We start from the raw sequence: 25,586 nt of genomic DNA on the forward strand, positions 1-25,586 counted from the left end.
TATTTACCGGCTTTTTTTATACCTAAATTTATTTTGTTTCTCTAAATAACTTCAAGATAATACTCGTCATAATGGCGATGGCTCCCCCTAAGGCAGTTTCAAGAACGCGGTCAAACAATAGTTCATAGGTTGGGTGACGCCAATATACAACGAGCTCAAGAATGGACAAAATTAAGCTTGTCACGACAAACGTCATAAATGTATATCCGTGATGAAAACTCATTGGCATTAAAAAGGCGAATACCACAACTGCAATTAAACCGATGTATGGCATAAAGGGTAAATTGAACAGAAAATATAGTAATAAGACAGAAATGAGGCTGCCTAAGACCCTCTGCAAAGTAATTTTAACGATACTTTGTGATTTTGGGTGCAATACAAAAACGAAGGTCAGTAATGTCCAATAAAAGTGCCCTAGATCTATACTGCGTGGAATGGCTAGTGTGAGTAATAACCCGAAAGTATAAATCATTGAACGTGGAATAATGTTTTTTCTTAAGGTAAACAAATTTTGTTCAACTAAAGCACTCGTAATTACGCTATGGCGTGTCATTTTATGGCTAAGGACATAATACGTAATCAACGTGACTCCACTGCCAATAATAAAGCCTAACGCTAAGCTCTTCGATATATCAGGTAATATGGTCCCAATTGTTGACATGATGATCATAAACTTCATGGTTAAATCCATCGCGGGATCTGTGCCATACAGTTGGTAATAAATGAACGAAAAAATAGCGAGATAAATATAATATGCTGTACCGAGACGTAAGGTATCGCCAATAAAAATAGCCACTAAAATCATCAACAAACAACAAGCCGTGTAGGCATAGTTTTTATATTCTTTTGCCGCATTAAATAAATTGAATGAATACAGTGTTGAGAATGTTGCCCACATTGCGGCTTGTGCATCTAAAATCACAAAAGCGGTTGCGGCACTAAAAAACATACAACTGGTAAAAATAACGCCATCGTGGATAGCAGGAAACGTTCTCATAATGCGATGCTCAAAAAAAGATACCTAACTTATTAATTAACAACATAATTAGATAATATATGGTATGAAATTTCAAGGTGAAAACTCAGTATTTATGACAAGTTATCATTAAATGGCATCAGTGAAATTGTTGGTTGCGATATTCTGTTTTTATGTGACAAAAAAGGCATAATAGGGGTGAGCAGTCGTAGCAATCATAAAGGGAATAAAATGCAAATAATTAATCCGCATGATTTTGTTTGGGTTGGTAGTAATGAAGACGTTGCGCTAGATACACTTCCAGAATGGGTCGCCTCACAGTGGAATAATAAACTCCCTCTAACTGTTTATCGAGATAAAGCAGAAAATAACAAGCTAACAGTTGCTATCAGAGGCATAAAACCACATCAACGTGTGACCACTCAGATTGAAAAATCGGCGATCACTCACATTATGAATGTTGAGTCACTGGTTGCTAATTCAGTTGAATTACAACGTTCTATGTTTATTGCATTACCGCCAGTTCAAGTTTTATGGATAATTTCACAGACTAAATGGCCTTGGCAATGGGGAGTTACAGGGAGTTGTGCTTACACTTTAGCGACAGATATCCAAAGTATGTTGTCAGACTGCGACCTTGATGTGGTCATTCGCTGCCCACATCCTCAAGAAAAAGAGGATTTTGCTGAGTTTGCTATTAAGGCGAATACTCCTTATTGCCCAATTGATATTCATATCGAAACCCCTAAAGGTGGGTTTTCATTAGCTGAGTGGTTTAAAAATGAACAAGTTACATTACATACACCACTTGGCGACGTGATGACGTCAGACCCTTGGGATGAAAAGCTATAGGCGGTTAATTGTCTGTTAAATAACCTATCGTGGTTTGAATAGCCAGCAAATTGGTTAAATATTAATTTTGATGTTCGAGCAGGTGATTTTTTTCTAATCAAATAAAATGGAGGCACATATTGCCTCCTTATTCGCCCATTTTAATGCTCAATATTCGGCTCTTGTAAGCCGGCTTCATGCCACTCTTTCATTGCGGGTAAAACTAAAATTCGGTCAACCCATTGTTTAGCCGCTGGGTTTACAGGTAAGTGATAACTGCGAATTCGGAAGGCAACTGGTGCAAAAAAAGCATCTACAGCCGTAAATTCACTACCTGCAAGCCAAGGGCCACCAAATTGGTTTAGCCCATCTTGCCATAATTTCTGCAAGCGGTTTAAGTCAGTTTGTAATTCAATTGAAATATTATTAAGTGGTGCATTATGAGCACCATCCATAGGACACTGCTGGCGTAGTGCACTAAAACCTGAGTGCATTTCTGCGCTAGCACTTCGAGCCCATGCTCTGGCTTTGCGATCTTTTGGCCAGACTTGAGGAAAGTCTTCTGCAATATATTCGCAAATGGCTAAAGAATCCCATATTGTTTGGTTTTCATCGATTAAACAAGGGACTAAACCGGTAGGGGAAAAACGACTGAATTTTTCATGGCTGCTTTTACCGTTTTCAAATAAACACAAATTTTCTTCAAACGGGATTTGTAATACCTTTAGTAAAACCCATGGGCGCAATGACCATGAAGAGTAGTTTTTATTTGCTATCCAAAGTTTATACATAGTATTTAACCTATCAGTCAGTTCGCAATGTTAAAAGGAAGAATACCAATGTATGGGGAAAAAGGCAGACCTACAAATGTTATTTTATCGAAAATAGCTTATATCTATTAGGAATAAGTTAGATTTAATTGAAATTAATAAATAAATGAACTAAGTATTTAGTTACGACCATTTACAAAAGTGGAAGAATCTTTATTCAACTTTTATAATTAAAACTAGACAAAATCAAATAGTAATCTATTTTTTATTATGTTGATCGTATTTGAATATCTTCAACAAAATATTTGTTTAACTTTGGGATAGGAATAAAATTAATTTCACCTTATGATTATTACGGCTTAGTTAATAAAATATTACCTTCTTCTCTAAATGGTTTTTATCATGCAATGGAAAAATAATGCAAGCCGCTATGGGCATATCTCTTTGCTCGTACATTGGCTGGTCGCAATTGTCGTATATGGAATGTTCGCTTTAGGTTTATGGATGGTGACACTAGGTTATTATGATAGTTGGTATCATCAAGCTCCAGAGATACATAAAAGTATAGGAATATTATTATTTATTGTTATGGCATTTCGTGTGATTTGGCGATTTATTTCACCGCCACCGAAGCCATTAGCAAGCTACAGTAAATTAACGAAAGCTAGCTCTATTATTGTTCAAATTCTGATTTATATTATTTTATTCAGTATTTTGATCAGCGGTTACTTAATCTCAACCGCTGATGGACAGCCTATCAGTGTATTTGGTTGGTTTGATGTACCTGCACTATTTACTGGTGCTGCAACACAAGCGGATACCGCAGGTGAAGTTCATTTATATTTAGCTTGGGCAGTGGTTTTATTATCAGTGTTGCATGCTTTTGCAGCTTTTAAACATCACTTTTTTGATCGTGATATTACATTAAAAAGAATATTGGGTTTTAACCCCGATAAGTAACGTGGAGATAATTATGTTGAAGAAAACGGTTCTTGGTCTGGCTACTGGTGCACTTTTTTTAACGGCAGGTTCAGCATTAGCAGAAACTTACCAATTTGATAAGCAAGGCCAACACGCGTTTATTGAATTTCGTATTCAGCATTTAGGTTATAGCTGGGTATATGGTAGTTTTAAAGACTTTGATGGGACTTTTACTTATGATGCAAAAGATCCATCAAAAGATAAAGTTGAAGTGACTATCAAGACTGGCAGCATTGACACTAACCATGCAGAGCGTGATAAACATTTACGCAGTGGTGATTTCTTAAATGCAGCAAAATTCCCTGAAGCGAAATTCGTTTCAACAGAAGTGAAGAAAGACGGTGAAGCATACAAAATAACGGGTGATTTCACGTTAAACGGTGTCACTAAACCGATTACGTTAGATGCTAAATTAATGGGCGAAGGTAAAGATCCTTGGGGTGGATACCGTGCAGGTTTTGAAGCTCAAGGTAATATCAAGTTGAAAGAATTTAACATCAAATCTGATTTGGGGCCTAAATCTCAAGAAGCACAACTGTTAATTTCAGTTGAAGGTGTTCAAGTTAAATAAGATTTTTGCCATAAAAAACCTTCGGGCTTTCGAATCCTGAAGGTTTTTTTATATCCAACGTATTATAAATTGCTTCTTTGTGGCAAATTCCCTCGTCTTAACCTCGCAATTTCCTTTATTCCTATAGCTAGACGACTTTGATACAAGCTAAAATAAGCATTATCACTTTTTATAGATCAATTCATGGATTAGCGCTTTTAGATGCCATGACATTATATTCAATTAGTTTTGCAATCTATAATCAGCTTGAAAGTGTTTGTGGGGAACCGTTTTACCAAGAAAAGGCAGGGTAACTTTGAATACAAATAACTCACGTAAAACCGCATTAATTGTTAGCATTATTTTTATTGCATTTGCATTCGGTTTTTATTGGTTAAGTAAAGATAACAATGTGTTATCTACAGAAAATAATAGTGCCATTCATTCAGAAGCACTTGCTCAAGTAGAAAAAGAACTGCCGATTATCGCGACGGTTAAGAAAATAAGCCCTGAAACCTACCAAAGTTTTGAGCACTTAATTACACAGTACGACCCAGCTAATGAAGACTTACGCCGCCAACTGTTTGATCAGGTTGTTGGAAATGTCATGAAGTTAGTACTCGAACGAATGGAATATGCCTCTGATGATTCCGTGATTAATTTTACCAGTAGAGTGAATGATTACCTGAAAGTCTTATTGGAAGAAGATCCAACAGGAAAAACATGTTTTTATTCATTGTTTCCGCACCTAAGAGAAACAGCAGAAATTATTCCGCCACAAAAAAGCCAAGCTGTTTTGCTGAAGCAAATTCAGGCAACTAATGAACTCTTAATTTCCAGTGAGGAAGGCGTAAGACAGACGTTGATGTCCTCTAAAGAGTATTCGGATGAGTTAACGCAACTTGCTAGCGGTCTTTCTGCAAAGTATGGTGCAGATACTGCAATCCTTGGGAATTTAGAGGCTGGGAAGAAATCTCCTGCACTAGCTTGCCGTATTTCTATCAGCTTTTATGATGAAATATTATCGATTCCAGATAATCCGAAAAAAGCCGCATTGTTACGTTCTTTATTTTCATCAGTAAATAATTAATTCTTTCTCGCAAAATGGCACTGGTTAATATGGGTGCCCTTTTGTGTCATTATTTATTATATTTCATTGTGTTAATCGCACTTTTTTTAATACATTATTCTTTGAGCATAAATAGTTCGTATTTATGTAGTATGCTTATTATGTAAATTTATTTTTAACTATTTTGGAGATGGCATGCAATTTATTAAGAAAAGTATCGTAGCACTTGCCGCAACTGCAGCGATATCAATGCCGATTACAGTTAGCCAAGCTTGTACTCGAGTTGTTTATTTAGGTGAAAATGAACAAATAATGACCGGAAGAACAATGGATTGGAAATACGATATTGGTACCAATCTATGGATCTTTCCTCGAGGCATGGAGCGTGACGGTATTGCAGGGCCTAACTCTTTAAAATGGAAATCAAAATACGGTAGTGTGATAGCCTCGGGTTATGACATTTCAACGACTGATGGAGTGAACGAGGAAGGCCTTGTTGCTAATTTACTCTGGCTTGCGGAATCAAAATACCCTCAACTCGATAACAAGCAACCTGCATTGTCGATATCTTTATGGGCGCAATATGTTCTAGATAATTATGCGACAGTAGAAGAAGCGGTAGCTGACCTAGAAAAAAATCCACTTGTCGTCGCAACGGATAATGTTCCAGGACAAGATAGACTAGCAACGTTGCATTTATCATTATCAGATGCGAGTGGCGATAGCGCAATTATTGAATATATTGATGGTAAGCAGGTCATTCATCATAGCCGCAAATATCAAGTGATGACTAACTCACCGGCTTATGAAAAGCAATTAGCAATGCAGGAATATTGGCAAGGTATTGGTGGCACTGTCATGTTACCGGGGACTAACCGCTCCGCTGATAGATTTGCTCGCGCTCAGTTTTATATTAATGCAATCCCTCAAAAAACAACGCCTAATAAAGCGGTAGCTAGCGTTTTCAGTGTGGTACGTAATGTGTCCGTTCCTTACGGATTGACGTCCGAAAGTTCGCCTGAAATTTCATCTACACGTTGGCGAACATTAGTTGACCATAAACGCCAGCTCTACTTTTTTGAATCGGCATTAACGCCAAATATTTTTTGGACTGATTTAGCAAAAATTGACTTTTCGGCTGAAACGGGAAAAGTGAAGAAATTGGACCTTGGTGAAGAGCAGAGCCATATCTATTCAGGGGATGCGACCAACAGTTATGTCGTTTCAAAACCTTTTGAATTCTTAGGATTAAGCGCGGAACAATTAAGTTATTAATATCGCTTATAAAGCATATCAGCCTTCTTTACCTTTAGGGGGTTGATATGAATCAAGTCCTCGATAGTTTATTCATGAATATTTTGCAGATAGCAAACTAACGGTATAAGATGTATTTAAAATGCAACTTATTGGTGGTGATGATATGAATGATCTCGTGTGTTACAAAACTATGCCAGTTTGGAATAAAAATTCCTTACCGTTAATGTTCCAAGAGCGCCATAATACAAAAGAGGATACATACGCACAGTTGAAAGTGCTAAAAGGCTCTTTAGACTTTATCATTTTTAATGAAGATGGCAGCGAGCAACATTTTACCTTTGATATTCATAACCAACCGCCTATTATTGAGCCTCAGGTTTGGCACCGCATTTCCGCGTGTAGTGATGACATGGAGTGCCAACTCGATTTTTTATGCAAATCAGAACTGAAATTTTATAAAGAGCACGGGCTAACGACCCCACATTCAGAAGTGCGCTATTTGTGTGAGAATCACTTTAGTAAGCCATGTAAAACATTGGACTTAGGTTCAGGACGGGGCCGCAATAGTTTTTATCTTGCCTTGCAGGGGTACGACGTGACCTCTGTAGATATTAACCCTCAACATATCCAAGCGATTGACTTTGTTAAAAAACAAGCCGGAGTTGAAAATATTCATACAGCGGTTTACGACATTAATAGTCACCAGATACAAGAGGATTACGAACTTATTATTTCCACTGTTGTACTGATGTTCTTGCAAAGAGAAAAAATTGCCAATGTTATTACTAATATGCAAGAACATACTCTGCCAGGGGGAGTTAACGTTATTGTGTGTGCTGTTGAAACGCCAGATGCACCACTGGATTTAGTGCCATTCAAATGCTTCTTAAAACCAGGCGAGCTAGAAGGGTACTATAAAGATTGGGATATTTTGAAATATAATGAAAATCCTGGTCACTTACATCGCACGGATTCACAAGGTAACCGTATTAAATTAAACTTTGCAACACTCATTGCCAAGAAAAAATAAGTAAGAAATTAGCATAGGTTATCTTAATAAAAGAGTTGCCACTGTCGGCAACTCTTTTTACTTCTACTATTTAAGGTTTGTCAGTGGCGGGGGGAGCGGTTTCTTTTTCGCTACGGGCTAAGGTTTTTTCTAACAACACAGAGTAAAGCGGTTTGCCACCTAAAAATTGAGCCACCATTGTGGCGCCAATGCAGGTAATAATCATAGGTAAGATTAACTGGTAGTTATTTGTCATTTCTAAAACTAAAACTATTCCCGTTAATGGCGCTCTGACGGTTGCGGCAAATAAAGCTCCCATGCCAGCAATAGCGAAAGTAGCCACTTCAATTTGGTAATTAGGGAATATTTCGAGGGCAGCATAGCCGAAAACACCACCAAATAAGGTCCCAAGGGCGAGTAAAGGGGAGAAAATGCCCCCTGGAGCACCAGAGCTAAAGCTGATCGTTGAAGTCAAAAACCGTAAAGCAAAAAATATGAATAACAATGTGATGGTGAATTGGCCTGCAACCATCTGGTGGATCACTGAATAACCACCACCAACAATTTCAGGCAGGTAAACACCAACTGCACCACAGGCACCACCAATTAACCCGCCCATCAAGACAAAGCGAGAAATTTTATTTTGGTAAAATGCTAAAAATTTGCTTTGTAAGTACAATAAAAAGCCATTAAAACAGATACCGATGACACCAAACATTAATCCTAAAATTAAATAAAGCCATAAAGTATTCATTGGCGCAGAAGAAAATTGGCCAATATTTAATACAATAGCTTCCCCATTAATTAACCGATAGACAATCGTGGAGGTAACAACACCGATAAATACCGCTTTAATTGAAATTAAACTGTATTTAAATTGTGGACGCATTTCTTCAATAATAAATAAAATACCGGCTAAAGGGGCATTAAATGCAGTGGATAAACCCGCGGCAGCACCAGAGGCAAGCAACGTATGGCGTGACTCATTGTCTTTTAAACGAAATAAATCATAGAACATTTGGCTAAGGTTCGCACCAAGTTGCACGGTTGGCCCTTCTCGTCCCAATACCATGCCTGAGCCCAATGTCCCTAATCCACCAATAAACTTAACCGGGATGACTCTCCACCACCTTACAGGGCGTAAATCCTGTAATGCACCTTCAATTTCTGGGATCCCAGACCCACCTGATTCAGGAGAGAACCGTTTAACAAGGTAGTAACCTAACATGGCAAGAAGTGCAGAGATAAAAAACATCCCCACAACCATCAACCATTTAGGGGCAACCCATTCACTCACCGATTGAATGCGATAGTTGCTAATCCAAGTTGTTCCTAATTCAAATAGTGAGCCGATAAGACCGACTGCTGCACCAATCAGTGCGGCGAGTAGTAAGATTTTTACAGGTGTTTTATCTGACTCTTTTAACCGTTTAAAAATCCGCAATCTATTTTTCATCATAGATTTACTTACTGAATTTACTTGGCTCATCTTTATTGGATTCTCTTTATACGATGGAATAACAAACACTTATAGGTAAGTATAACAAGAGTTATCGTAAGAACGTTATCAGGAATAAAATAAAATGCAAAATAGGGAATTTAAGCAAGAAAGGTGAAAAATAAAATTAATCAGCACGAATAGCATACTTTTAATATTGTTAATAGTTCTCATTTGCAATGAATATTAATATAGATCAATAAACCGTTAGATAACGAATAATTCCACTTTTTTATTCTAATAAAGAGCGTAGTCTTAATGTTGTATTTGAAATGCAACTTTAAGAGGCCAACAACATGTACTGTGTGCAATGTGAACAAACAATTAGAACTCCAGCTGGAAATGGCTGTGCATACGCGCAGGGTATGTGCGGTAAAACAGCAGAAACATCTGACCTACAAGATTTATTAGTTGCTGTATTGCAAAGCTTATCTGCAAGCGCAGTCACTGCTCGCTCACTGGGTATTATTGACCATGATATTGATAGTTTTGCTCCGCGCGCATTTTTCTCTACCTTAACCAACGTCAACTTTGATTCAGAGCGTATTATTGGTTATGCCCGTGAAGCTATTTATTTACGTGATAAATTAATCAAACATTGCCTATCTGTGAATAGTGCAGTGGCTTTCAATCACCCATTAATTAATTTGCAATTAAATGGGACTGATATTCCAACCTTGCAGGAACAGGCGGCTCAATTTTCATTAGATATTGATAAAGCTGAAGTCGGTGAAGACATTCACGGTTTACGTATGTTATGCCTGTATGGCTTAAAAGGTGCAGCAGCCTATATGGAACACGCCCATGTTTTAGGCCAGTATGATAATGATGTTTATGGTCAATATCATGAAATTATGGCTTGGCTTGGAACATTGCCATCAGATATGAATGAGCTGCTTGATAATGCCATGGCAATTGGTTTGATGAATTTCAAGATCATGGAAATTCTGGATGCAGGTGAAACGAGTGAATTTGGTCACCCAACACCAACGGAAGTCAACGTTCGCCCAGTCGCTGGGAAATGTATTTTGATTTCAGGCCATGACCTGAAAGACTTAAAAATGCTGTTAGAGCAAACCGAAGGTACGGGTATCAATATTTATACTCACGGTGAAATGCTGCCAGCACATGGTTACCCAGAACTGAAAAAATACTCTCATTTAGTCGGTAACTATGGTAGCGGTTGGCAAAATCAGCAAGTGGAATTTGCAAAATTCCCAGGGTCTATCTTGATGACCTCTAACTGTATCATTGACCCTGATGTTGGAGATTATAAAGACCGTATCTGGACGCGTAGTATTGTGGGTTGGCCTGGTGCAAAACATTTAGTTGGCGATGATTTTTCTGCAATGATAGCTCAAGCTCAGTCGCTTACCGGTTTCCCGTATACTGAAATCGAGCACAAAATTACCGTTGGTTTTGGTCGTCAAACACTGCTAGGCGCGGCAGATGCGGTGATTGATTTAGTTTCACAGAAAAAATTACGTCACGTATTCCTTGTTGGTGGTTGTGATGGTAGCCGCGGTGAGCGTAGCTATTACACAGATTTTGCGCGTAGTGTGCCTGAAGATTGCTTAATCCTGACACTTGCTTGTGGTAAGTATCGTTTTAACAAATTAGATTTCGGTACATTAGAAGGGCTGCCACGCTTACTGGATGTAGGACAATGTAACGATGCGTATTCTGCAATCATGCTTGCAGTGAATCTATCAGAAAAACTTGGTTGTGGTATTAATGATTTGCCATTGAGTTTGATTCTGTCTTGGTTTGAGCAAAAAGCGATCGTTATCCTCTTAACATTGTTAGCGTTGGGTGTGAAAAATATTTATACCGGCCCAACAGCACCGGGTTTCTTAACTGAAAACTTATTAAATGTGCTAAATGAGAAGTTTGGCATGCGTAGTATTACGACGGTTGAGCAAGATCTGGCAGAAATCTTACCTGCATGATCAATAAAACGATAGAAAAAGCTTAAAAACGATGTGAAAGACGGGGGCTGCGACCCCCTTTAAAGGAGTAGCGCGATGACCATGCCAAGCAGTTTATGTCCAAATAGAATGCAAGTTCATTCGATTATCCAAGAAACATCGGATGTCTGGACAATCAATCTTATCAATCATGATTTTTATACATATTCACCTGGTCAATATGCCTTGGTCAGTATTAAAAATAGTGATGATGTCATGCGTGCTTACACTCTTTCATCATCACCCGGGCAAAGTCGATTTATATCCATTACAGTCAGGCGTTTAGATGATGGTCAAGGGTCAAATTGGTTAACACGTTCGGTTAAAGAGGGTGACTATCTTTGGCTTTCTGAAGCGCAAGGGGAATTCACGTGTGCTAATCTAAAAAATACTCAGTATTTGATGTTAGCAGCAGGGTGTGGTGTGACACCGATTATGTCAATGACTCGTTGGCTGATGGTGAATCGTCCGAGTTCTCATGTAAAAGTACTCTTTAATGTTCGCGATGATAAGCAAGTTATTTTTGCGCAGGAGTGGCAAAAGCTGGTTCGGTTATACCCAGAACGGTTGCAATTGTGTGTCATGCCAGAAACTCCCGATAATGGCGATGTTGCTCAAGGGCGTTTAACTGAAGAGAAACTAAAAGCTTTAGTACCCGATATTGATTCACGAATTGTAATGACGTGTGGGCCAGTGCCTTATATGAAAAATGCACAGCAATTTGCTGCGAATTTAGGTGTTCCTGCTGAACATTTCTTTATGGAGCGTTTTTCTACTGAACCAGATATTGTTGATAGTGAAGATATTCTTACGTTAAAAATTCGCCAACGATTGGTCGATTTTAAAGTCCCAGTAGGTACTTCTTTATTATCTGCACTGGAGCAAAATAAACAGCCCGTTATTGCGGCTTGCCGAGCAGGGGTTTGTGGAAGCTGTAAAACAAAAGTGCTATCAGGGAAATACACAACAACAAGCACAATGACATTAACTGAAGCAGAAATCGCTGAAGGTTATGTTTTAGCTTGCAGCTGCCAATTACAAGGTAACACTGAAATAGCGTAAAACCATTTAATATACGCAAACTGTCTCATTAGATTATTAATGGGACAGTATTATAAAATAGATCATAGTAATTATTTACAGTACTCAGAATGAGAGTGTAATTAATGTTCTGGTAGTGAACCACGTAAAAAATAAATAGATAGCTTACTCAGTGTATTAATCGCTGATACAGCCACTTCTTTGTTTGGATCTTGACATAACTCTATGATCCGAATGATGGCATCATTATATTCAATCGTTGCTTTGAAATCACCTAAAGCGGAAATAGCTGCAATTTTGATTTCATCGTTTACGCGAAATGTTAAATTTGTTAACATCCCAACAATTACTTTATCCATAATAAAACTTTCACTGTTAAATAAAATAAAAAATATTCTAAGATAATTCCCGTAATATTTAATACTAAATTGATGCTTGATATTAAATATTAACAATCTAAAAAAATGCTTTCCAATAACAATGTCGATTTAAATAGCGACATAAGTGTATTTTCTTATTTCATTATTTGTTTATTTGCACATTGTTAATATAAAAAACCAATTGGCAGTTGGCATTAGTTATTGCATCTACTCTTATAGAGCGTATTGTTTATATTTAATTATGCTTACTCCTTTATGTTGTTATTTTTGTATTGTAAGGTAAATAGAAGGATAAGTTTTGACTAATTATCGATAAGATTTGTTAAATAATATTACAGATCTTACTTTTATTTATCCAAGGATTGGTTGTAGGGAAGTAACTAAATATATTTATTTTAATTTGAATATCTAATTTTATTATTAGTTACATTTTATTACATTATGTGGATGTAATTCATATGAACTTAAACAGAACTTAAACAATAAGTTTCCCATGCGTAAAAAAACGTAGATATAGGGTGGCAATTAATTCACCAGTGGGTATAATTCGCGCCGCATCCAAAGTGCAGTATCTCGTTAGGCGAGGCTCCTATACAAACATAGGTTACTGATCTGACGACGTCGAGAGACGCCCAAGATCAGGACAGGATATATCGACCGAAGGTATATCCCCATGTAACTTCCTGCTAAAGTCAGGATACGTTGTATAGTGCTAAAACCGAGACGAAGAGATAGCTTTTGCATTCTCTCATCTGGTTTCGCCCCTATGTGAGTACTGTTTGAGTAACCAACAGTAATAGGGACTAAAAAATGACATTCACTACCCAGAACAAAGCGGGAGCAGTTGCTATTGCTCAGTCCGCAATGAAAGGCGCACGCCTCAAAGACAATAATACACAATCACCAAAAGTTGATGATGCAACAGTAAGTGCTTATATGAGCCAATCATATTTGCCAGTATCTGTCGCGGACTCAATAGCTTGCGTGAAACAAAATCTTATTGAGCATCTTGATGGCGAGCAAATCCCAACCTATTTATTTGTTGTCGACAACGACAATTATTTAAATGGTATTCTTTCAGTCAAATCATTATTAGCTTCACCTGAAAATTTATTAGTGTCTGATATCATGCGACACAATTATTTTTCTGTTGCCCCGGAACAGTCGCGTCATGATGTTTATGATCTGATTAATCATAGCGGTTTAGATATGATACCTGTGGTGCAATTTGGCAAATTAATGGGTGTTTTGCGTCCGCAAGATATCGCCGAACTGATTGAAGATGAGAATACACTTGATGCGCAGTTACAAGGCGCGACCACCCCGTTAGATGAGCCTTACTTAACGACAAGCCCTGTAACTCTATGGCGTAAACGTGTCGTTTGGTTGTTGATGCTATTTGTGGCCGAAGCGTATACAGGAACAGTGTTAAAAGCGTTTGAAGAACAACTCGAAGCAGCGATTTCGTTAGCGTTTTTCATTCCACTGTTGATTGGTACAGGCGGTAATAGTGGAACACAAATTACATCGACATTAGTCCGTGCAATGGCGCTCGGCGAGGTGAGTTTACGCAACCTTGGAACCGTTCTGAAGAAAGAGGTCTCCACCTCATTTTTAGTGGCGGTGACTATCGGTGGTGCAGCATTAATCCGTGCGTGGATTTTAGGTGTTGGCCACGAGGTCACTATTGTGGTTAGCTTAACCATCGTTGCTATCACAATGTGGAGTGCGGTTGTTTCTTCAATTATTCCAATGGTATTGAAGAAGTTAAAAGTGGACCCAGCAGTTGTTTCTGCACCGTTCATTGCGACTTTTATTGATGGAACTGGCTTAATTATCTACTTTGAAATCGCAAAATTAGTGATGACGGAGTTTGCTTAAGCGCACACCTCAAACTTGATGCGGCAGAAAAGCTAATTTTCTGTCGCAGCGATAGAAATCTCTTCTTGTTTTAACACTTCCCCACATTTTCGACATAAATATTGGTTCTCACCCCGTAACACTTTGTTATGACGGCGTATGGTTAATTCATGGGTCATTTCACAGGCACAACGGTAGCGAAATGTTCGACTTTTTACTGTTGTAACCGCAAAGTTGTGTGTACGTTTCGCAGTGACTTCCAGTACATGTTGCATCATCCATTTCCATTCTTTGCCATGTGGAGCGATACCTTTGCGGCCAAATACATGAAAAACCAACAGATGTGCTAATTCATGAGGCACAACCTCATCAATAAATTGTTCTGTATTTTCGATGAGTAAACTGGGGTTAAGGCGGATTTCCCATTCTTTTAAATAAGCACTCCCCGCGGTTGTTCCTCGTTGCTTGTAATTAACCGTTGGTTCCGAAAATGGCTGCTCGAGTTTGTGCTCTGCAAGTGCGAGCTTTTCTCGCAATATGCGCATGACTTGTTGCTGTAAAAAGAGTGGCACACGGATTGTTTTCATGGGGTAAAGGATACGTGAAGGTAATGGACATAAACAAGCAATAATTGACATACATTATACCTAAAGATATATTGTATTTTTATATAATAAATGTCAGACATAACATATGCACAATAATACCTCTGAACAGCAACTGTTAGCGATGAAGCAGGCCGCGTCAGAAACAGCTTCGTTACTGAAAACACTAGGGAATCCAGATCGTTTAATTTTACTATGCCAGTTAACACAGGGTGAAGCCTGCGTTAGTGAGTTAGAAGTGCAGCTAGGAATATTACAACCGACACTCTCTCAACAATTAACGGTATTGCGTAATGAAGGCTTAGTGATGACGCGCCGAGAAGGAAAGCGTATTTACTATGCGATTGCAGATGAGAAATTATTTACGCTGCTCAATACGTTATATCAGCTTTATTGCCCCGTGAAGGAGAAATGAAATGACCATAGATTGGGCTAATTTTACGCCACTGTCTGCCGCAGTTGGGGGCGTGTTGATTGGCTTAGCCGCTGCAATTTTATTAGTATTTAACGGTCGTATTGCCGGTATCAGTGGTATCCTAGGCGGGTTGTTGAAACCGACTAAGGGGGATACAGCGTGGAAAGTGGCTTTTATTATTGGCCTGATGAGCGCTCCAATGTTATTTACATGGTTGGCGTATACACCTGAAGTTAACATTGCGACCAGCACACCTATTTTAGTTTTAGCTGGGCTGTTTGTCGGCTTTGGCTCACGGCTGGGAAGTGGCTGTACTAGCGGTCATGGGATCTGCGGTATGGCAAGGTTATCCCGTCGTTCCATTGTTGCAGTATTGCTCTTTATGATCGTTGCTTTTGTGACTGTCGCTCTAGCTAACCATTTTGGGATAGGGAGATAAAGCAATGCCTATTCTTATCGCATTAATTTCAGGGATATTATTTGGCCTAGGATTAGTCATTGCCGGAATGGGAAACCCAGCAAAAATTTTAGCGTTTTTAGATATTACTGGAACGTGGGATCCTTCTTTATTAATTACGATGGCCGTTGGAATGGTAATTAGTGGAATGACTTTTTTATGGGTCAAAAAACGTTCTGTTAGCCTACTTAACTGCCCATTACAAATACCCACAAATCAAACGATTGATAAAAAACTAGTCACTGGAAGTGTGTTATTTGGTATGGGGTGGGGGCTAGCCGGGATCTGCCCAGGGCCTGCATTATTGTTAACAGGAATGGGATTAACGCAAGGAATAATATTCACATTAGCGATGGTTGCTGGAATGGCAATTTTTCAGTTTACGCAAAAAAATTAATCGTTCATTGTGAGCAATAAAAAACCCATCAAATGATGGGTTTTTTTGTATGTAATTTATTTATTAAAGTAATTACAAGCCCGCAGCGGCGCGCAATGCTTCTGCTTTATCCGTTTTTTCCCAAGGGAACTGAGAACGACCAAAATGGCCATATGAAGCAGTTTGTTGGTAAATAGGGTGTAATAAATCCAGCATCTTAATTAAGCCGTAAGGACGTAAGTCAAAGAATTCACGAACTAATTGGATTAACAGTGATTCATCAACTTTACCTGTGCCGAACGTCTCTACCATAATCGAGGTAGGTTCTGCGACACCGATAGCGTAAGAAACTTGGATTTCACAACGGTCTGCAAGGCCAGCTGCGACAATATTTTTTGCCACGTAACGTGCTGCATAGGCTGCTGAACGGTCAACTTTTGATGGGTCTTTACCAGAGAATGCCCCACCACCATGACGAGCCATACCGCCGTAGGTATCTACAATGATTTTACGGCCTGTTAAACCACAGTCACCCATAGGACCACCGATAACAAAACGGCCCGTTGGGTTAATAAAGTATTTTGTCTCTTTTGATAACCATTCTGCAGGGAGAACTGGCTTGATGATTTCTTCCATCACGGCTTCATGCAGGTCTTTTTGTTGAATATCTTCAGAATGTTGAGTAGATAAAACAACAGCGTCAATACCCACAATTTTATTATTGTCGTATTGGAAAGTAACCTGACTTTTCGCGTCAGGGCGTAACCATGGCAACGTGCCATTTTTACGAACATCTGCTTGGCGCTGCACTAAGCGGTGTGCATAAGTAATAGGAGCAGGCATTAATACATCAGTTTCGTTGGTTGCATAACCAAACATCAGGCCTTGGTCACCCGCGCCTTGTTCTGATGGGTCAACACGGTCAACACCTTGGTTGATATCGGGCGACTGTTTACCAATCGCACTTAAAACGGCACATGAATTGGCATCAAAGCCCATTTCGGAACTGGTATAGCCAATTTCGCGAACAGTTTTGCGCGTGATTTCTTCAATATCAACCCAAGCGCTGGTGGTGATTTCTCCCCCGACCATTACCATACCTGTTTTGACGTAGGTTTCGCAGGCAACGCGAGCTTTCGGGTCTTGTTCCAGAATAGCATCAAGTACTGCGTCAGAGATTTGATCAGCAATTTTATCTGGATGCCCTTCTGATACAGACTCAGAAGTAAAGAGATGTGTAGCCATGAGATTAATACCTTAAGAATTCGCAAATTTATAATTGGATGTTTTAACATCTAGACGGCTATTTTAGTCCCATACAGTAAAAATTTCTACCTGTATTTATACAAAAAACGAATAGGGACATAAAACAGCAATAGGTAAAGTTTTATCGCAATTTAGTCATTTTGGTTTTGCTTTTTGAGCGTAATAGATGTATAAACTGCGACCGTAACGGATGGTTGTTATTTCCCGTTATATGCCAGCAGGATAATATAAAATGACTGCTATCTATCAGGAATGTTTATAAGCTTTTGAATTTCAATAAAAAATAAGGTGATATAGCTTAAATCAACAGGTCAACCTGCCAAAATAGTGCTACCACATTGAAATTTTAAAAGGGTAAACAGTTATATTGGGGGTTAATGGGTAATGATCCATAATCTACTGAATAACAGTATCCAACCGTCATATGCGGACCGCCGCGTGACTTTGGCATTTACTTTCCTGTCATTCTTTACTTCATCACGAAGTTACCGTCACATCTTTAATACACCTTCGAGGCTGAGTCATTAATCTGTCAGCTTAAGGTCGTATATTGTCACTGTTTAGAAGTTCTAAGCACTTTTTATTAAAATCTGAGTATTGCCGTTTCCCCAACATAACTGCCTTGCAGTGTTATGTCTTCACTGACATACATCAGGAAGGAGAACGCGTCACTCACCCCTCCATAAAGGAGTTTATTATGAATGATAATATCGCTCGCAAAATGCGTCAGACGTACAACATCGCGTATTGGGGTGGTGGTTACTATCAGGTGAATGAGCGCGGAAATGTCTGTGTTTGCCCGAACCCTGAGAACCCTGACACCTTTGTTGATTTAGCTGACCTCGTTAATCAGGTTAAAGAAGAGCAGGAGCATTTACGCTTACCTGCACTGTTTTGTTTCCCGCAAATCTTACAGCACCGTTTGCGTTCAATAAACGCAGCATTTAGACGCGCACGTGAGTCTTATGGCTATAAAGGCGATTACTTTTTGGTTTATCCAATAAAAGTTAACCAACAACGCCGAGTCATTGAATCATTAGTTAATTCTGGGGAACCGTTAGGGCTTGAAGCTGGCTCAAAAGCTGAGTTAATGGCAGTTTTAGCGAATGCAGGTAAAACACAAACCGTTATCGTCTGTAATGGATATAAAGACCGTGAATATATCCGATTAGCGTTAATTGGGGAAAAATTGGGTCATAAGGTTTACCTTGTTATCGAAAAAATGTCTGAAATTGAGATGGTGTTAAAAGAAGCGGAAAGCTTAAATGTCACGCCACGCTTAGGGGTTCGCGCCCGTTTGGCTTCTCAAGGCTCAGGTAAGTGGCAAGCAAGTGGTGGTGAAAAATCTAAATTTGGTTTGGCTGCAACCCAAGTATTACAGTTAGTGGAAATTTTACGCAATGCAAATCGCCTAGATAGTTTGCAGTTGCTTCATTTCCATTTAGGCTCTCAGATGGCCAATATTCGCGATATTGCCACTGGTGTCCGTGAATCAGCCCGCTTTTATGTGGAATTGCATCGCTTAGGTGTCAATATCCAGTGCTTTGATGTGGGCGGTGGCCTTGGTGTTGATTATGAAGGCACTCGTTCTCAATCCGATTGCTCCGTCAACTATGGCTTAAATGAATACGCCAACAACGTCATTTGGGCGATTGGGGATGCGTGTGAAGAGTTTAATTTACCGCACCCAACGGTGATCACGGAGTCTGGCCGAGCACTTACCGCTCATCATACCGTTTTAGTCTCCAATGTGATTGGGGTTGAACGCAATGAATTTACCAAAACAACACCGCCACATGAAGATGCACCGCGTTCATTAATTTCCTTATGGGATACCTGGGAGTCGATGCAGCATCAGGGCAATAGCCGTTCATTACGTGAATGGTTGCATGATAGCCAATTCGACTTACAAGAAGCGCACACTCAGTATGCACATGGCGTGTTAGATCTGACTCAACGTGCATGGGCAGAAGAGCTATACCTGAATATTTGCCGTCGTATCCAGCAAGATCTCGACCCAAGCAATCGTGCTCATCGTCCAATCATCGACGAACTGCAAGAGCGCATGGCTGATAAGTTTTATGTGAACTTTTCTTTATTCCAATCGCTGCCAGACTCTTGGGGAATTGACCAAGTGTTCCCAGTATTACCGATTGAAGGGTTAGATAAACCATTAGACCGCCGTGCGGTATTGTTAGATATCACCTGTGATTCTGATGGTATTATTGACCACTACGTTGATGGTGATGGCGTTGAAACCACAATGCCAATGCCGGCTTATGACCCTGAAAACCCGCCGATGATAGGTTTCTTTATGATTGGCGCGTATCAGGAAATTTTAGGAAATATGCATAACTTATTTGGTGATACTGCCGCAATAGATGTCTGGGTTGATAGCCAAGGTAACCTGCGTTACTTGCAAAGTGAAGAGGGCGATTCTGTGGCAGATATGCTGCAATACGTTAAATTAGTCCCTGAAGTCCTATTAGAAAGTTTCACAGAGCAAGTAAAAGGCACGGGTTTGAGTGAGCAGTTGCAAAAAGACTTTGTCGAAGAGTTCGAGAATGGTTTGTATGGGTATACTTATCTCGAAGACGAATAAATGCTCAATGCGCGTTATATTTCGCACCGTCGCGTTGTTGGCTGCATTTGCCAACCCTAGTCACATACTTGTGTATGCTCCTAGGGATTGGCTCATTTTGCCGCCTAGCGACAGCACGAACTATTTAGCGCACTATATGAGTCATAACGTATTAAGATACTGAACAGATAATAACTTTGTGCAAATAACATGATTTGTTTATTATTTATACTGTGCGAAGTTAATTAGGTAAAAACTATTCGAATTGAATATTAAAAGGGCTTGCTAATGGGCCGGCCCGTTTTGAGGAACAGAAATGATTAATAGTACTTTAGGTAATCAAGTTGATAACTCACTGGTTTCTAACGCATTTGGTTTCTTACGTTTTCCGCTGAATTTTCAGCCTTATAGCTCAGATGCAGAGTGGGTGATCACCGGTGTACCGTTTGATATGGCAACCTCTGGTCGTGCTGGTAGCCGTCATGGGCCAGCTGCAATTCGCCAAGTTTCCACGAATCTTGCGTGGGAAAGCCACCGCTGGCCATGGAACTTTAAGTTAACTGAACGTTTAAATGTGGTTGACTGTGGTGACGTGGTATTTGCTTTCGGTGATGCACAAGATATGAGTGACAAACTGCAAGCCCATACTGAAAAACTGCTTGAATCAGGTAAACGTTGCTTGACCTTTGGTGGCGACCACTTCGTTACATTGCCATTGCTGCGTGCTCATGCGAAACACTTTGGGAAAATGGCCTTAGTTCATTTCGATGCACATACAGATACTTACGGTAATGGTAGCAAGTTTGACCACGGAACCATGTTCTATCATGCGCCAAAAGAAGGCCTAATCGACCCAACTCATTCAGTGCAAATTGGTATTCGTACTGAACATGACAGCGACAATGGTTTTACTGTACTGGATGCAGCTCAGGTGAATGATCGCAGTGTGGATGACATGGTTGCACAGATCAAAGAGATTGTTGGCGATATGCCTGTTTATCTGACTTTCGATATTGACTGCCTTGACCCTGCCTTTGCGCCGGGAACGGGAACCCCTGTTATTGGTGGTTTAACGTCAGATCGTGCATTGAAATTATTGCGTGGAATACAGTCATTAAATATCGTGGGTATGGATTTAGTGGAAGTCGCTCCCGCTTATGACCAATCTGAGATCACAGCATTAGCCGCCGCATCTATCGCATTAGAAATGTTATATATTCAAGCCGCTAAAAAATAAACAATTTAACGTTTACGCGAACAAAAGCCACCTACTCGGTGGCTTTTTTATATTCAAACCTCATTAAATCGTTTGTTAATCGTACAAAGTTAAAGGAATAGCATTTTTTGTTTATCTTATTGAGAATGATTTTTATTAAAGATTATCTTCGAATTTCATTATTCATACCTTTTTCTTTGGTAAATAAAAAATATTCACAGTCTCAATAGTGAAATGTTTTTTATTAGTTAGGAATAGTAGGTAAAAATCATTACTTTGTAACTTGTTGTTATTATTGTTAACTTATGAGGATTGGTGGACTAGTCAATTTGGCTATTATTCAGTAGGAGATAAGTATGGCGTTAAATAATAAAGTTATTTTAGTTACTGGTGCAGCGCAGGGTATTGGTCGTGGTATCGCACTGCGTTTAGCGAAAGAAGGGGCTGATATCGCACTGGTGGATTTGAAAAAAGACAAACTCCAAGATGTTGCCAAAGAAATTGAAGCATTAGGCCGTAAAGTTACCACATTTGCTGCAGATATCAGTCAGCGTGACCAAGTCTTTGCCGCGGTGGCTCATGCAGAAGCGGAGTTAGGTGGTTTTGATGTAATGATTAACAACGCAGGGATTGCACAAGTTAAGCCAATCGCTGATGTTCGCCAAGAAGATATGGATTTAATCTTCAAAATTAACGTAGATGGCACCATGTGGGGTATTCAAGCCGCGAGCGAGAAATTCCAAGAACGTAAACATAAAGGGAAAATCATCAATGCATCCTCTATTGCAGGGCATGATGGTTTCGCGATGTTAGGTGTGTACTCTGCAACTAAATTTGCGGTTCGTGCGTTAACCCAAGCCGCGGCCAAAGAATACGCAAGCTCAGGTATAACGGTGAATGCGTATTGCCCTGGTATTGTTGGTACTGATATGTGGGTGGAAATCGATGAGCGCTTCGCTGAAATTACAGGAGCGCCAAAAGGTGAAACTTACAAAAAATATGTTGAAGGGATCGCGCTTGGTCGTGCTCAAACCCCTGATGATGTCGCGGGTCTAGTGGCATTCTTAGCAAGCGATGACTCTGACTATATTACTGGTCAATCTATTTTGACTGACGGTGGGATTGTCTATCGTTAATTCACTCATGTGAATTTAGGGTGTAAATAATAGCCGCGATGAATAACTCATCGCGGTTTTTGCTTATGCAGCATGCTGCTGAATATCGGCTAAAATAGCTTCCGCTTGTGTCCAAAGTAGTGAGCCTCCCTCATCGCTTAATAAATGATGTTGGCAATTGGGAAAACGGCTGGCTAATATTTTGCCAAAATCAGGGGAATGGACTGTGCTCATATCGAGTTCGCCATACCATAAAGAGACGGGCACGCAGGTCGTTTCAGGGGCGAATTCCCATTTCTGCAATGCAATTAATAAGTCTTGAACATATCCTTGGTTGCCTTGGGCGAAAGCACGTCGCATGCAATGGCTATATGCCTCAAGGAAATGTTCTTCATTGTAGAGTTGTTGGTCGATTTCTGCACTGCAATTAAGAATAAACGCCAATAGCCACTCACCAGTGACATTTTTTAATAGCCAATCAGACAGCGCTTCAGGGCTGTTAAGGGCTTGCTCTTGCATGTTCACGATATCAGCACTGAGTATTGCGCGAGTTGCAGGGTATTCAAATTGGTCTTGCCCTGACACAATAGACAGTGAGATAGGTTGGCAATAGTGAGCGATAGCCATGGCAAAAACAGCACCTTGAGAAAAACCGATGACAGAATATTGAGTAATGGACTGCTTATCTAACAGTGCTTGAACATCCATAGCAAAATTTTTTAATGATTTTTCAGGGTGAAATGTTGACTCACCAAGCCCCGCACGTTCAGGAACAATCAAACGAATATTCAGTTGTTCGAGTAAATCCAAACCAAATCCTAATGAACCACTCATACCCGCACCGGTACAAAAAATAACAGGAAAGCCTGTTTTAGGGCCCGACTCAAACCAGCAAAATTGACGGCTATCAGGTAATTGCATCGTGTGTTGATGTGGGTTGGTCAGTGGCGCGTTATACATGGTGAATTCCTAACACAAAGCAGGTACAGATGGGTGATAAGATAGGTCAGTTAATAATTATTAAAACTGGCATTGTTATAGTTGCAATTTTAAAGTATTAAATAGGTAAAATGCAAAATATTCGCTTAATAAATATCAATTCATTCACAAGAGGATCGTCAAATGGCATTTTCCGAATCAGAAAAACAGATTTTATTGGCTGTCAAAGGTGTTGGCCCCATGGTGATTAGCCGTTTAGAACAAATGGGGTTTAGTTCACTCGCACAATTAAGTGAAGCCTCCTATGATGAAATTTTAATTTCTGGAGCCGCATTAACAGGCTCAAGCTGCTGGAAAAATAGCCCACAAGCAAAAAAAGCGGTAGAAGGGGCTATTTTAGCGGCTAAACAAGCGGTTAGATTGCCATCTTAATCAGTTTGGTTTCTGGTTTTCCATTTCTTACTGCGCAAGATATTGAGAACTTGCACTGCCATAGAAAAAAACATAGCAAAATAAATGTAGCCTTTAGAAACATGGACTTGAACACTTTCAAGCAGCAATGTGAAGCCAACTAAAATCAAAAATGATAAGGCCAAGATTTTTACGGAAGGGTAACGTTCAACAAAGTCGCCAATGGGTTTGGCCGCAAGCATCATAATGAGTACAGCGATGACCACTGCTGCCATCATGATAAATAAGTGGTCTGAAAGCCCCACCGCGGTGATCACTGAATCTAAACTGAAGATAATGTCTAATAAAGCAATTTGTACGATAGCGCCCCAAAATGAGCTCACTTTCTTATTGGCTAGATTATTTTCACCTTCTCCTTCAATGACTTCAAAAATTTCTTGGCTTGCTTTCCAAATAAGGAATATTCCACCTGCGCATAATATGAGATCGCGTGCAGATACCACATGGTCAGCAACTGTAAAAAGTGGGGTGGTAAGGCGTGATAACCAAGCAATCGAAGCCAATAGCGCAAGGCGCATCACCATTGCTGCAATAAGGCCCGTCCGTCTGGCACTATTTTGCTGGTGGCTCGGAAGCTTGCTCACCACAATACTCAGAAAAATAATATTATCGATGCCTAGGACAATTTCTAATATGGTTAGGGTGGCAAGTGCCATCCATGCATTGGGGTCGAGTATCCACTCAAACATCTGTGCACCTTCTACAATGAAACAGTGATAAATTTTTATCGTCTGCTTTGGTACAGGCGACACCTTGTTGATTAAGATAAACTAAAATGCCGTGCTAACAGCGGGCCTGTAAAATCCTTTTTTAGATAAAAGCCACGAGGTAGCGTCATAATAGGTTGACCAAACTCACCAATAGCTTCAGTTAATGCTTTATTGTTCGCCGCTTTAGGGCGGATCTGTAATACCTGCCCATGACGTGCAGTGATACTTTCCACTTTGCCTAACACAATGAGATCCATTAACTCTTCCCAATCTTGTCGTAGTAACTGCTCTTCTAAGGGGGAGGGGCTCCAGATTAATGGGTTTGCGACTCGGCGCTGTGAGAGCGGAATTTGCCTTTCCCCTTCGATAGGAAACCATAAAATACGGGATAGTTTGCGGCGAACATGGCTATTTTCCCATGTTAAGCCGCTATTTCCCGTTAACGGTGCAACAGAAACAAAGGTGGTTTCGAGTGGAGCACCATGACGGTCAATAGGAATAGTTTTTAATTCAATACCAATATGGGCGAAATCTTGCTCTGCCTTACTTCCCGCGCTCGCGCCTAAATAATATTCCAATAACATGCCAACCCAGCCTTTGTCTCGCTTGAGATCAGGAGGAATAGGGATCGCTGCATGTTGGGCGAGTTGACCAAGCGTGTAGCCAGCAAGAGCTTGCGCTCGGGCCATTAAGGTCGCTTCGTTATCTGGTGGTGGCGGTGCAATAAATGGCGTCATGGTTTGAATAGTAATGTATAAAAAGTAGCCAGTGGAAATACATATAACTTAAGAAGTATAACACTTTTTCTATGGTATTTTTAACTATATGATATATATGAATATAATGTTATTTATTCATCTGAATTATAAATTATTACAGAGGTTATTCAAGTTCATCCCAAGATAATCACAGGATCATGCACTAGGTTATCCACAGGATTTCTGGATAACTGTGAAAAATCGAGATTACTGTGTGTATTTACAGCCTTGACGAAACGGTTTTTATGACGAGAGTCACAGAATATGAGTAAGTTAAGCACATATCTTGTGGATAAATACAACGTTGTTTGATCTTTGCTCAGTTGAAGTCTTAGGCATTTTAGTAAAAAAAATAGTCAGTGGATAAACTGATTTCTCGTTATTTATTTATTTGATTTATCAGTGATTATTTAATTTTTCTTTTTTCTGATAAAAAAGTGATTTGGGGATATACCCTGATTACCATGAGGTTGTTCACATGGATATCC

The 25,586-nt window shown here is 39.7% G+C and carries 25 protein-coding genes and 1 riboswitch; of the genes, 16 read left to right on the plus strand and 9 right to left on the minus strand.

The window, feature by feature from the left end:
- Nucleotides 1-28: 28 nt before the first annotated feature.
- On the minus strand, nucleotides 29-997 hold the full coding sequence (locus tag PR809_RS12020) for an FUSC family protein (RefSeq protein ID WP_102137353.1): 969 nt from the start codon (nucleotides 995-997) through the stop codon (nucleotides 29-31).
- Nucleotides 998-1,207: 210 nt separating this feature from the next.
- Here PR809_RS12020 and PR809_RS12025 point away from each other — a divergent pair, with 210 nt between their 5' ends.
- Entirely contained in the window at nucleotides 1,208-1,828 is a 621-nt protein-coding gene (locus PR809_RS12025; RefSeq protein WP_166265467.1) for a malonate decarboxylase holo-ACP synthase, read from the plus strand.
- Nucleotides 1,829-1,968: 140 nt separating this feature from the next.
- On the opposite strand, the gene PR809_RS12030 is transcribed toward PR809_RS12025, so the two are convergent.
- On the minus strand, nucleotides 1,969-2,598 hold the full coding sequence (locus PR809_RS12030; protein ID WP_166265465.1) for a glutathione S-transferase family protein: 630 nt from the start codon (nucleotides 2,596-2,598) through the stop codon (nucleotides 1,969-1,971).
- A 381-nt stretch (nucleotides 2,599-2,979) separates the two neighbouring features.
- Here PR809_RS12030 and PR809_RS12035 point away from each other — a divergent pair, with 381 nt between their 5' ends.
- From PR809_RS12035 to tehB, 5 genes are all read left to right on the plus strand, one after another.
- Nucleotides 2,980-3,537, plus strand: coding sequence for a cytochrome b (locus PR809_RS12035; protein ID WP_166265462.1), 558 nt, complete (start codon nucleotides 2,980-2,982; stop codon nucleotides 3,535-3,537).
- A 13-nt stretch (nucleotides 3,538-3,550) separates the two neighbouring features.
- Entirely contained in the window at nucleotides 3,551-4,129 is a 579-nt protein-coding gene (locus PR809_RS12040) for a YceI family protein (protein WP_102137357.1), read from the plus strand.
- A gap of 295 nt (nucleotides 4,130-4,424) precedes the next feature.
- Entirely contained in the window at nucleotides 4,425-5,198 is a 774-nt protein-coding gene (locus PR809_RS12045) for a topoisomerase IV (protein WP_102137358.1), read from the plus strand.
- A gap of 174 nt (nucleotides 5,199-5,372) precedes the next feature.
- Nucleotides 5,373-6,452, plus strand: coding sequence for a linear amide C-N hydrolase (locus PR809_RS12050; RefSeq protein WP_195697552.1), 1,080 nt, complete (start codon nucleotides 5,373-5,375; stop codon nucleotides 6,450-6,452).
- Nucleotides 6,453-6,573: 121 nt separating this feature from the next.
- Nucleotides 6,574-7,464: an SAM-dependent methyltransferase TehB gene (gene tehB, locus PR809_RS12055; RefSeq protein WP_206276970.1), complete on the plus strand. Its 891-nt coding sequence runs from the start codon at nucleotides 6,574-6,576 to the stop codon at nucleotides 7,462-7,464.
- Between the two features lie 70 nt (nucleotides 7,465-7,534).
- On the opposite strand, the gene clcA is transcribed toward tehB, so the two are convergent.
- Nucleotides 7,535-8,932, minus strand: a complete 1,398-nt coding sequence (gene clcA, locus PR809_RS12060) for a H(+)/Cl(-) exchange transporter ClcA (RefSeq protein ID WP_102137361.1) — start codon at nucleotides 8,930-8,932, stop codon at nucleotides 7,535-7,537.
- A gap of 305 nt (nucleotides 8,933-9,237) precedes the next feature.
- Between clcA and hcp the strand changes: the two genes are divergently transcribed.
- Nucleotides 9,238-10,890, plus strand: coding sequence for a hydroxylamine reductase (gene hcp, locus PR809_RS12065; protein ID WP_206276971.1), 1,653 nt, complete (start codon nucleotides 9,238-9,240; stop codon nucleotides 10,888-10,890).
- 75 nt (nucleotides 10,891-10,965) lie between these two features.
- Nucleotides 10,966-11,970, plus strand: a complete 1,005-nt coding sequence (gene hcr, locus PR809_RS12070) for an NADH oxidoreductase (RefSeq protein WP_206276972.1) — start codon at nucleotides 10,966-10,968, stop codon at nucleotides 11,968-11,970.
- A gap of 101 nt (nucleotides 11,971-12,071) precedes the next feature.
- Here hcr and PR809_RS12075 read toward each other — a convergent pair whose 3' ends face one another.
- Complete coding sequence (locus tag PR809_RS12075; protein ID WP_102137364.1) at nucleotides 12,072-12,308, minus strand: HEAT repeat domain-containing protein; 237 nt, start codon at nucleotides 12,306-12,308, stop codon at nucleotides 12,072-12,074.
- 586 nt (nucleotides 12,309-12,894) lie between these two features.
- Nucleotides 12,895-13,067, plus strand: a riboswitch (M-box (ykoK) riboswitch).
- A 72-nt stretch (nucleotides 13,068-13,139) separates the two neighbouring features.
- Here PR809_RS12075 and PR809_RS12080 point away from each other — a divergent pair.
- Nucleotides 13,140-14,210 carry a magnesium transporter gene (locus PR809_RS12080; protein ID WP_102137365.1) on the plus strand — a complete coding sequence of 357 codons (1,071 nt, stop codon included), beginning with the start codon at nucleotides 13,140-13,142 and terminating at the stop codon, nucleotides 14,208-14,210.
- A 32-nt stretch (nucleotides 14,211-14,242) separates the two neighbouring features.
- Here the strand turns inward: PR809_RS12080 and PR809_RS12085 are convergent, their stop codons facing one another.
- Nucleotides 14,243-14,776 carry a SprT family zinc-dependent metalloprotease gene (locus PR809_RS12085; RefSeq protein WP_206276818.1) on the minus strand — a complete coding sequence of 178 codons (534 nt, stop codon included), beginning with the start codon at nucleotides 14,774-14,776 and terminating at the stop codon, nucleotides 14,243-14,245.
- A 106-nt stretch (nucleotides 14,777-14,882) separates the two neighbouring features.
- On the opposite strand from PR809_RS12085, the gene PR809_RS12090 reads away from it, so the two are divergent.
- From PR809_RS12090 to PR809_RS12100, 3 genes are read left to right on the plus strand one after another with little or no spacing between them, the layout of a single operon-like run.
- Entirely contained in the window at nucleotides 14,883-15,209 is a 327-nt protein-coding gene (locus PR809_RS12090; RefSeq protein WP_206276817.1) for an ArsR/SmtB family transcription factor, read from the plus strand.
- 1 nt (nucleotide 15,210) lies between these two features.
- Nucleotides 15,211-15,648, plus strand: coding sequence for a YeeE/YedE family protein (locus PR809_RS12095; RefSeq protein ID WP_102137367.1), 438 nt, complete (start codon nucleotides 15,211-15,213; stop codon nucleotides 15,646-15,648).
- A gap of 4 nt (nucleotides 15,649-15,652) precedes the next feature.
- Nucleotides 15,653-16,063 carry a DUF6691 family protein gene (locus PR809_RS12100; RefSeq protein ID WP_206276816.1) on the plus strand — a complete coding sequence of 137 codons (411 nt, stop codon included), beginning with the start codon at nucleotides 15,653-15,655 and terminating at the stop codon, nucleotides 16,061-16,063.
- A gap of 72 nt (nucleotides 16,064-16,135) precedes the next feature.
- Here the strand turns inward: PR809_RS12100 and metK are convergent, their stop codons facing one another.
- Entirely contained in the window at nucleotides 16,136-17,287 is a 1,152-nt protein-coding gene (gene metK, locus PR809_RS12105) for a methionine adenosyltransferase (protein WP_047755768.1), read from the minus strand.
- Between the two features lie 718 nt (nucleotides 17,288-18,005).
- Between metK and speA the strand changes: the two genes are divergently transcribed.
- From speA to PR809_RS12120, 3 genes are all read left to right on the plus strand, one after another.
- Nucleotides 18,006-19,910 (plus strand): biosynthetic arginine decarboxylase, encoded by a 1,905-nt coding sequence (gene speA, locus PR809_RS12110; protein ID WP_102137369.1) that lies wholly within the window; start codon nucleotides 18,006-18,008, stop codon nucleotides 19,908-19,910.
- Between the two features lie 295 nt (nucleotides 19,911-20,205).
- A complete protein-coding gene (gene speB, locus PR809_RS12115; protein WP_102137371.1) occupies nucleotides 20,206-21,126 on the plus strand; it encodes an agmatinase in 921 nt (306 codons plus the stop codon).
- Between the two features lie 335 nt (nucleotides 21,127-21,461).
- Nucleotides 21,462-22,241, plus strand: coding sequence for an acetoin reductase (locus PR809_RS12120; RefSeq protein ID WP_102137372.1), 780 nt, complete (start codon nucleotides 21,462-21,464; stop codon nucleotides 22,239-22,241).
- A 63-nt stretch (nucleotides 22,242-22,304) separates the two neighbouring features.
- Here the strand turns inward: PR809_RS12120 and PR809_RS12125 are convergent, their stop codons facing one another.
- The gene (locus PR809_RS12125) at nucleotides 22,305-23,180 is read right to left on the minus strand and encodes an alpha/beta fold hydrolase (RefSeq protein WP_102137373.1); all 876 of its coding nucleotides are present in this window, start codon (nucleotides 23,178-23,180) and stop codon (nucleotides 22,305-22,307) included.
- Between the two features lie 162 nt (nucleotides 23,181-23,342).
- Here PR809_RS12125 and PR809_RS12130 point away from each other — a divergent pair, with 162 nt between their 5' ends.
- On the plus strand, nucleotides 23,343-23,591 hold the full coding sequence (locus tag PR809_RS12130) for a helix-hairpin-helix domain-containing protein (RefSeq protein ID WP_166267618.1): 249 nt from the start codon (nucleotides 23,343-23,345) through the stop codon (nucleotides 23,589-23,591).
- Here PR809_RS12130 and PR809_RS12135 read toward each other — a convergent pair.
- Nucleotides 23,588-24,319 carry a TerC family protein gene (locus tag PR809_RS12135; protein ID WP_206276815.1) on the minus strand — a complete coding sequence of 244 codons (732 nt, stop codon included), beginning with the start codon at nucleotides 24,317-24,319 and terminating at the stop codon, nucleotides 23,588-23,590. The genes PR809_RS12130 and PR809_RS12135 overlap by 4 nt on opposite strands.
- A 71-nt stretch (nucleotides 24,320-24,390) precedes the next feature.
- Nucleotides 24,391-25,077 (minus strand): DNA mismatch repair endonuclease MutH, encoded by a 687-nt coding sequence (gene mutH, locus PR809_RS12140; RefSeq protein ID WP_206276814.1) that lies wholly within the window; start codon nucleotides 25,075-25,077, stop codon nucleotides 24,391-24,393.
- Between the last annotated feature and the right edge of the window lie 509 nt (nucleotides 25,078-25,586).

It is taken from the genome of Providencia sp. PROV201 (assembly GCF_028479545.1).
GTDB lineage: Bacteria > Pseudomonadota > Gammaproteobacteria > Enterobacterales > Enterobacteriaceae > Providencia > Providencia huaxiensis.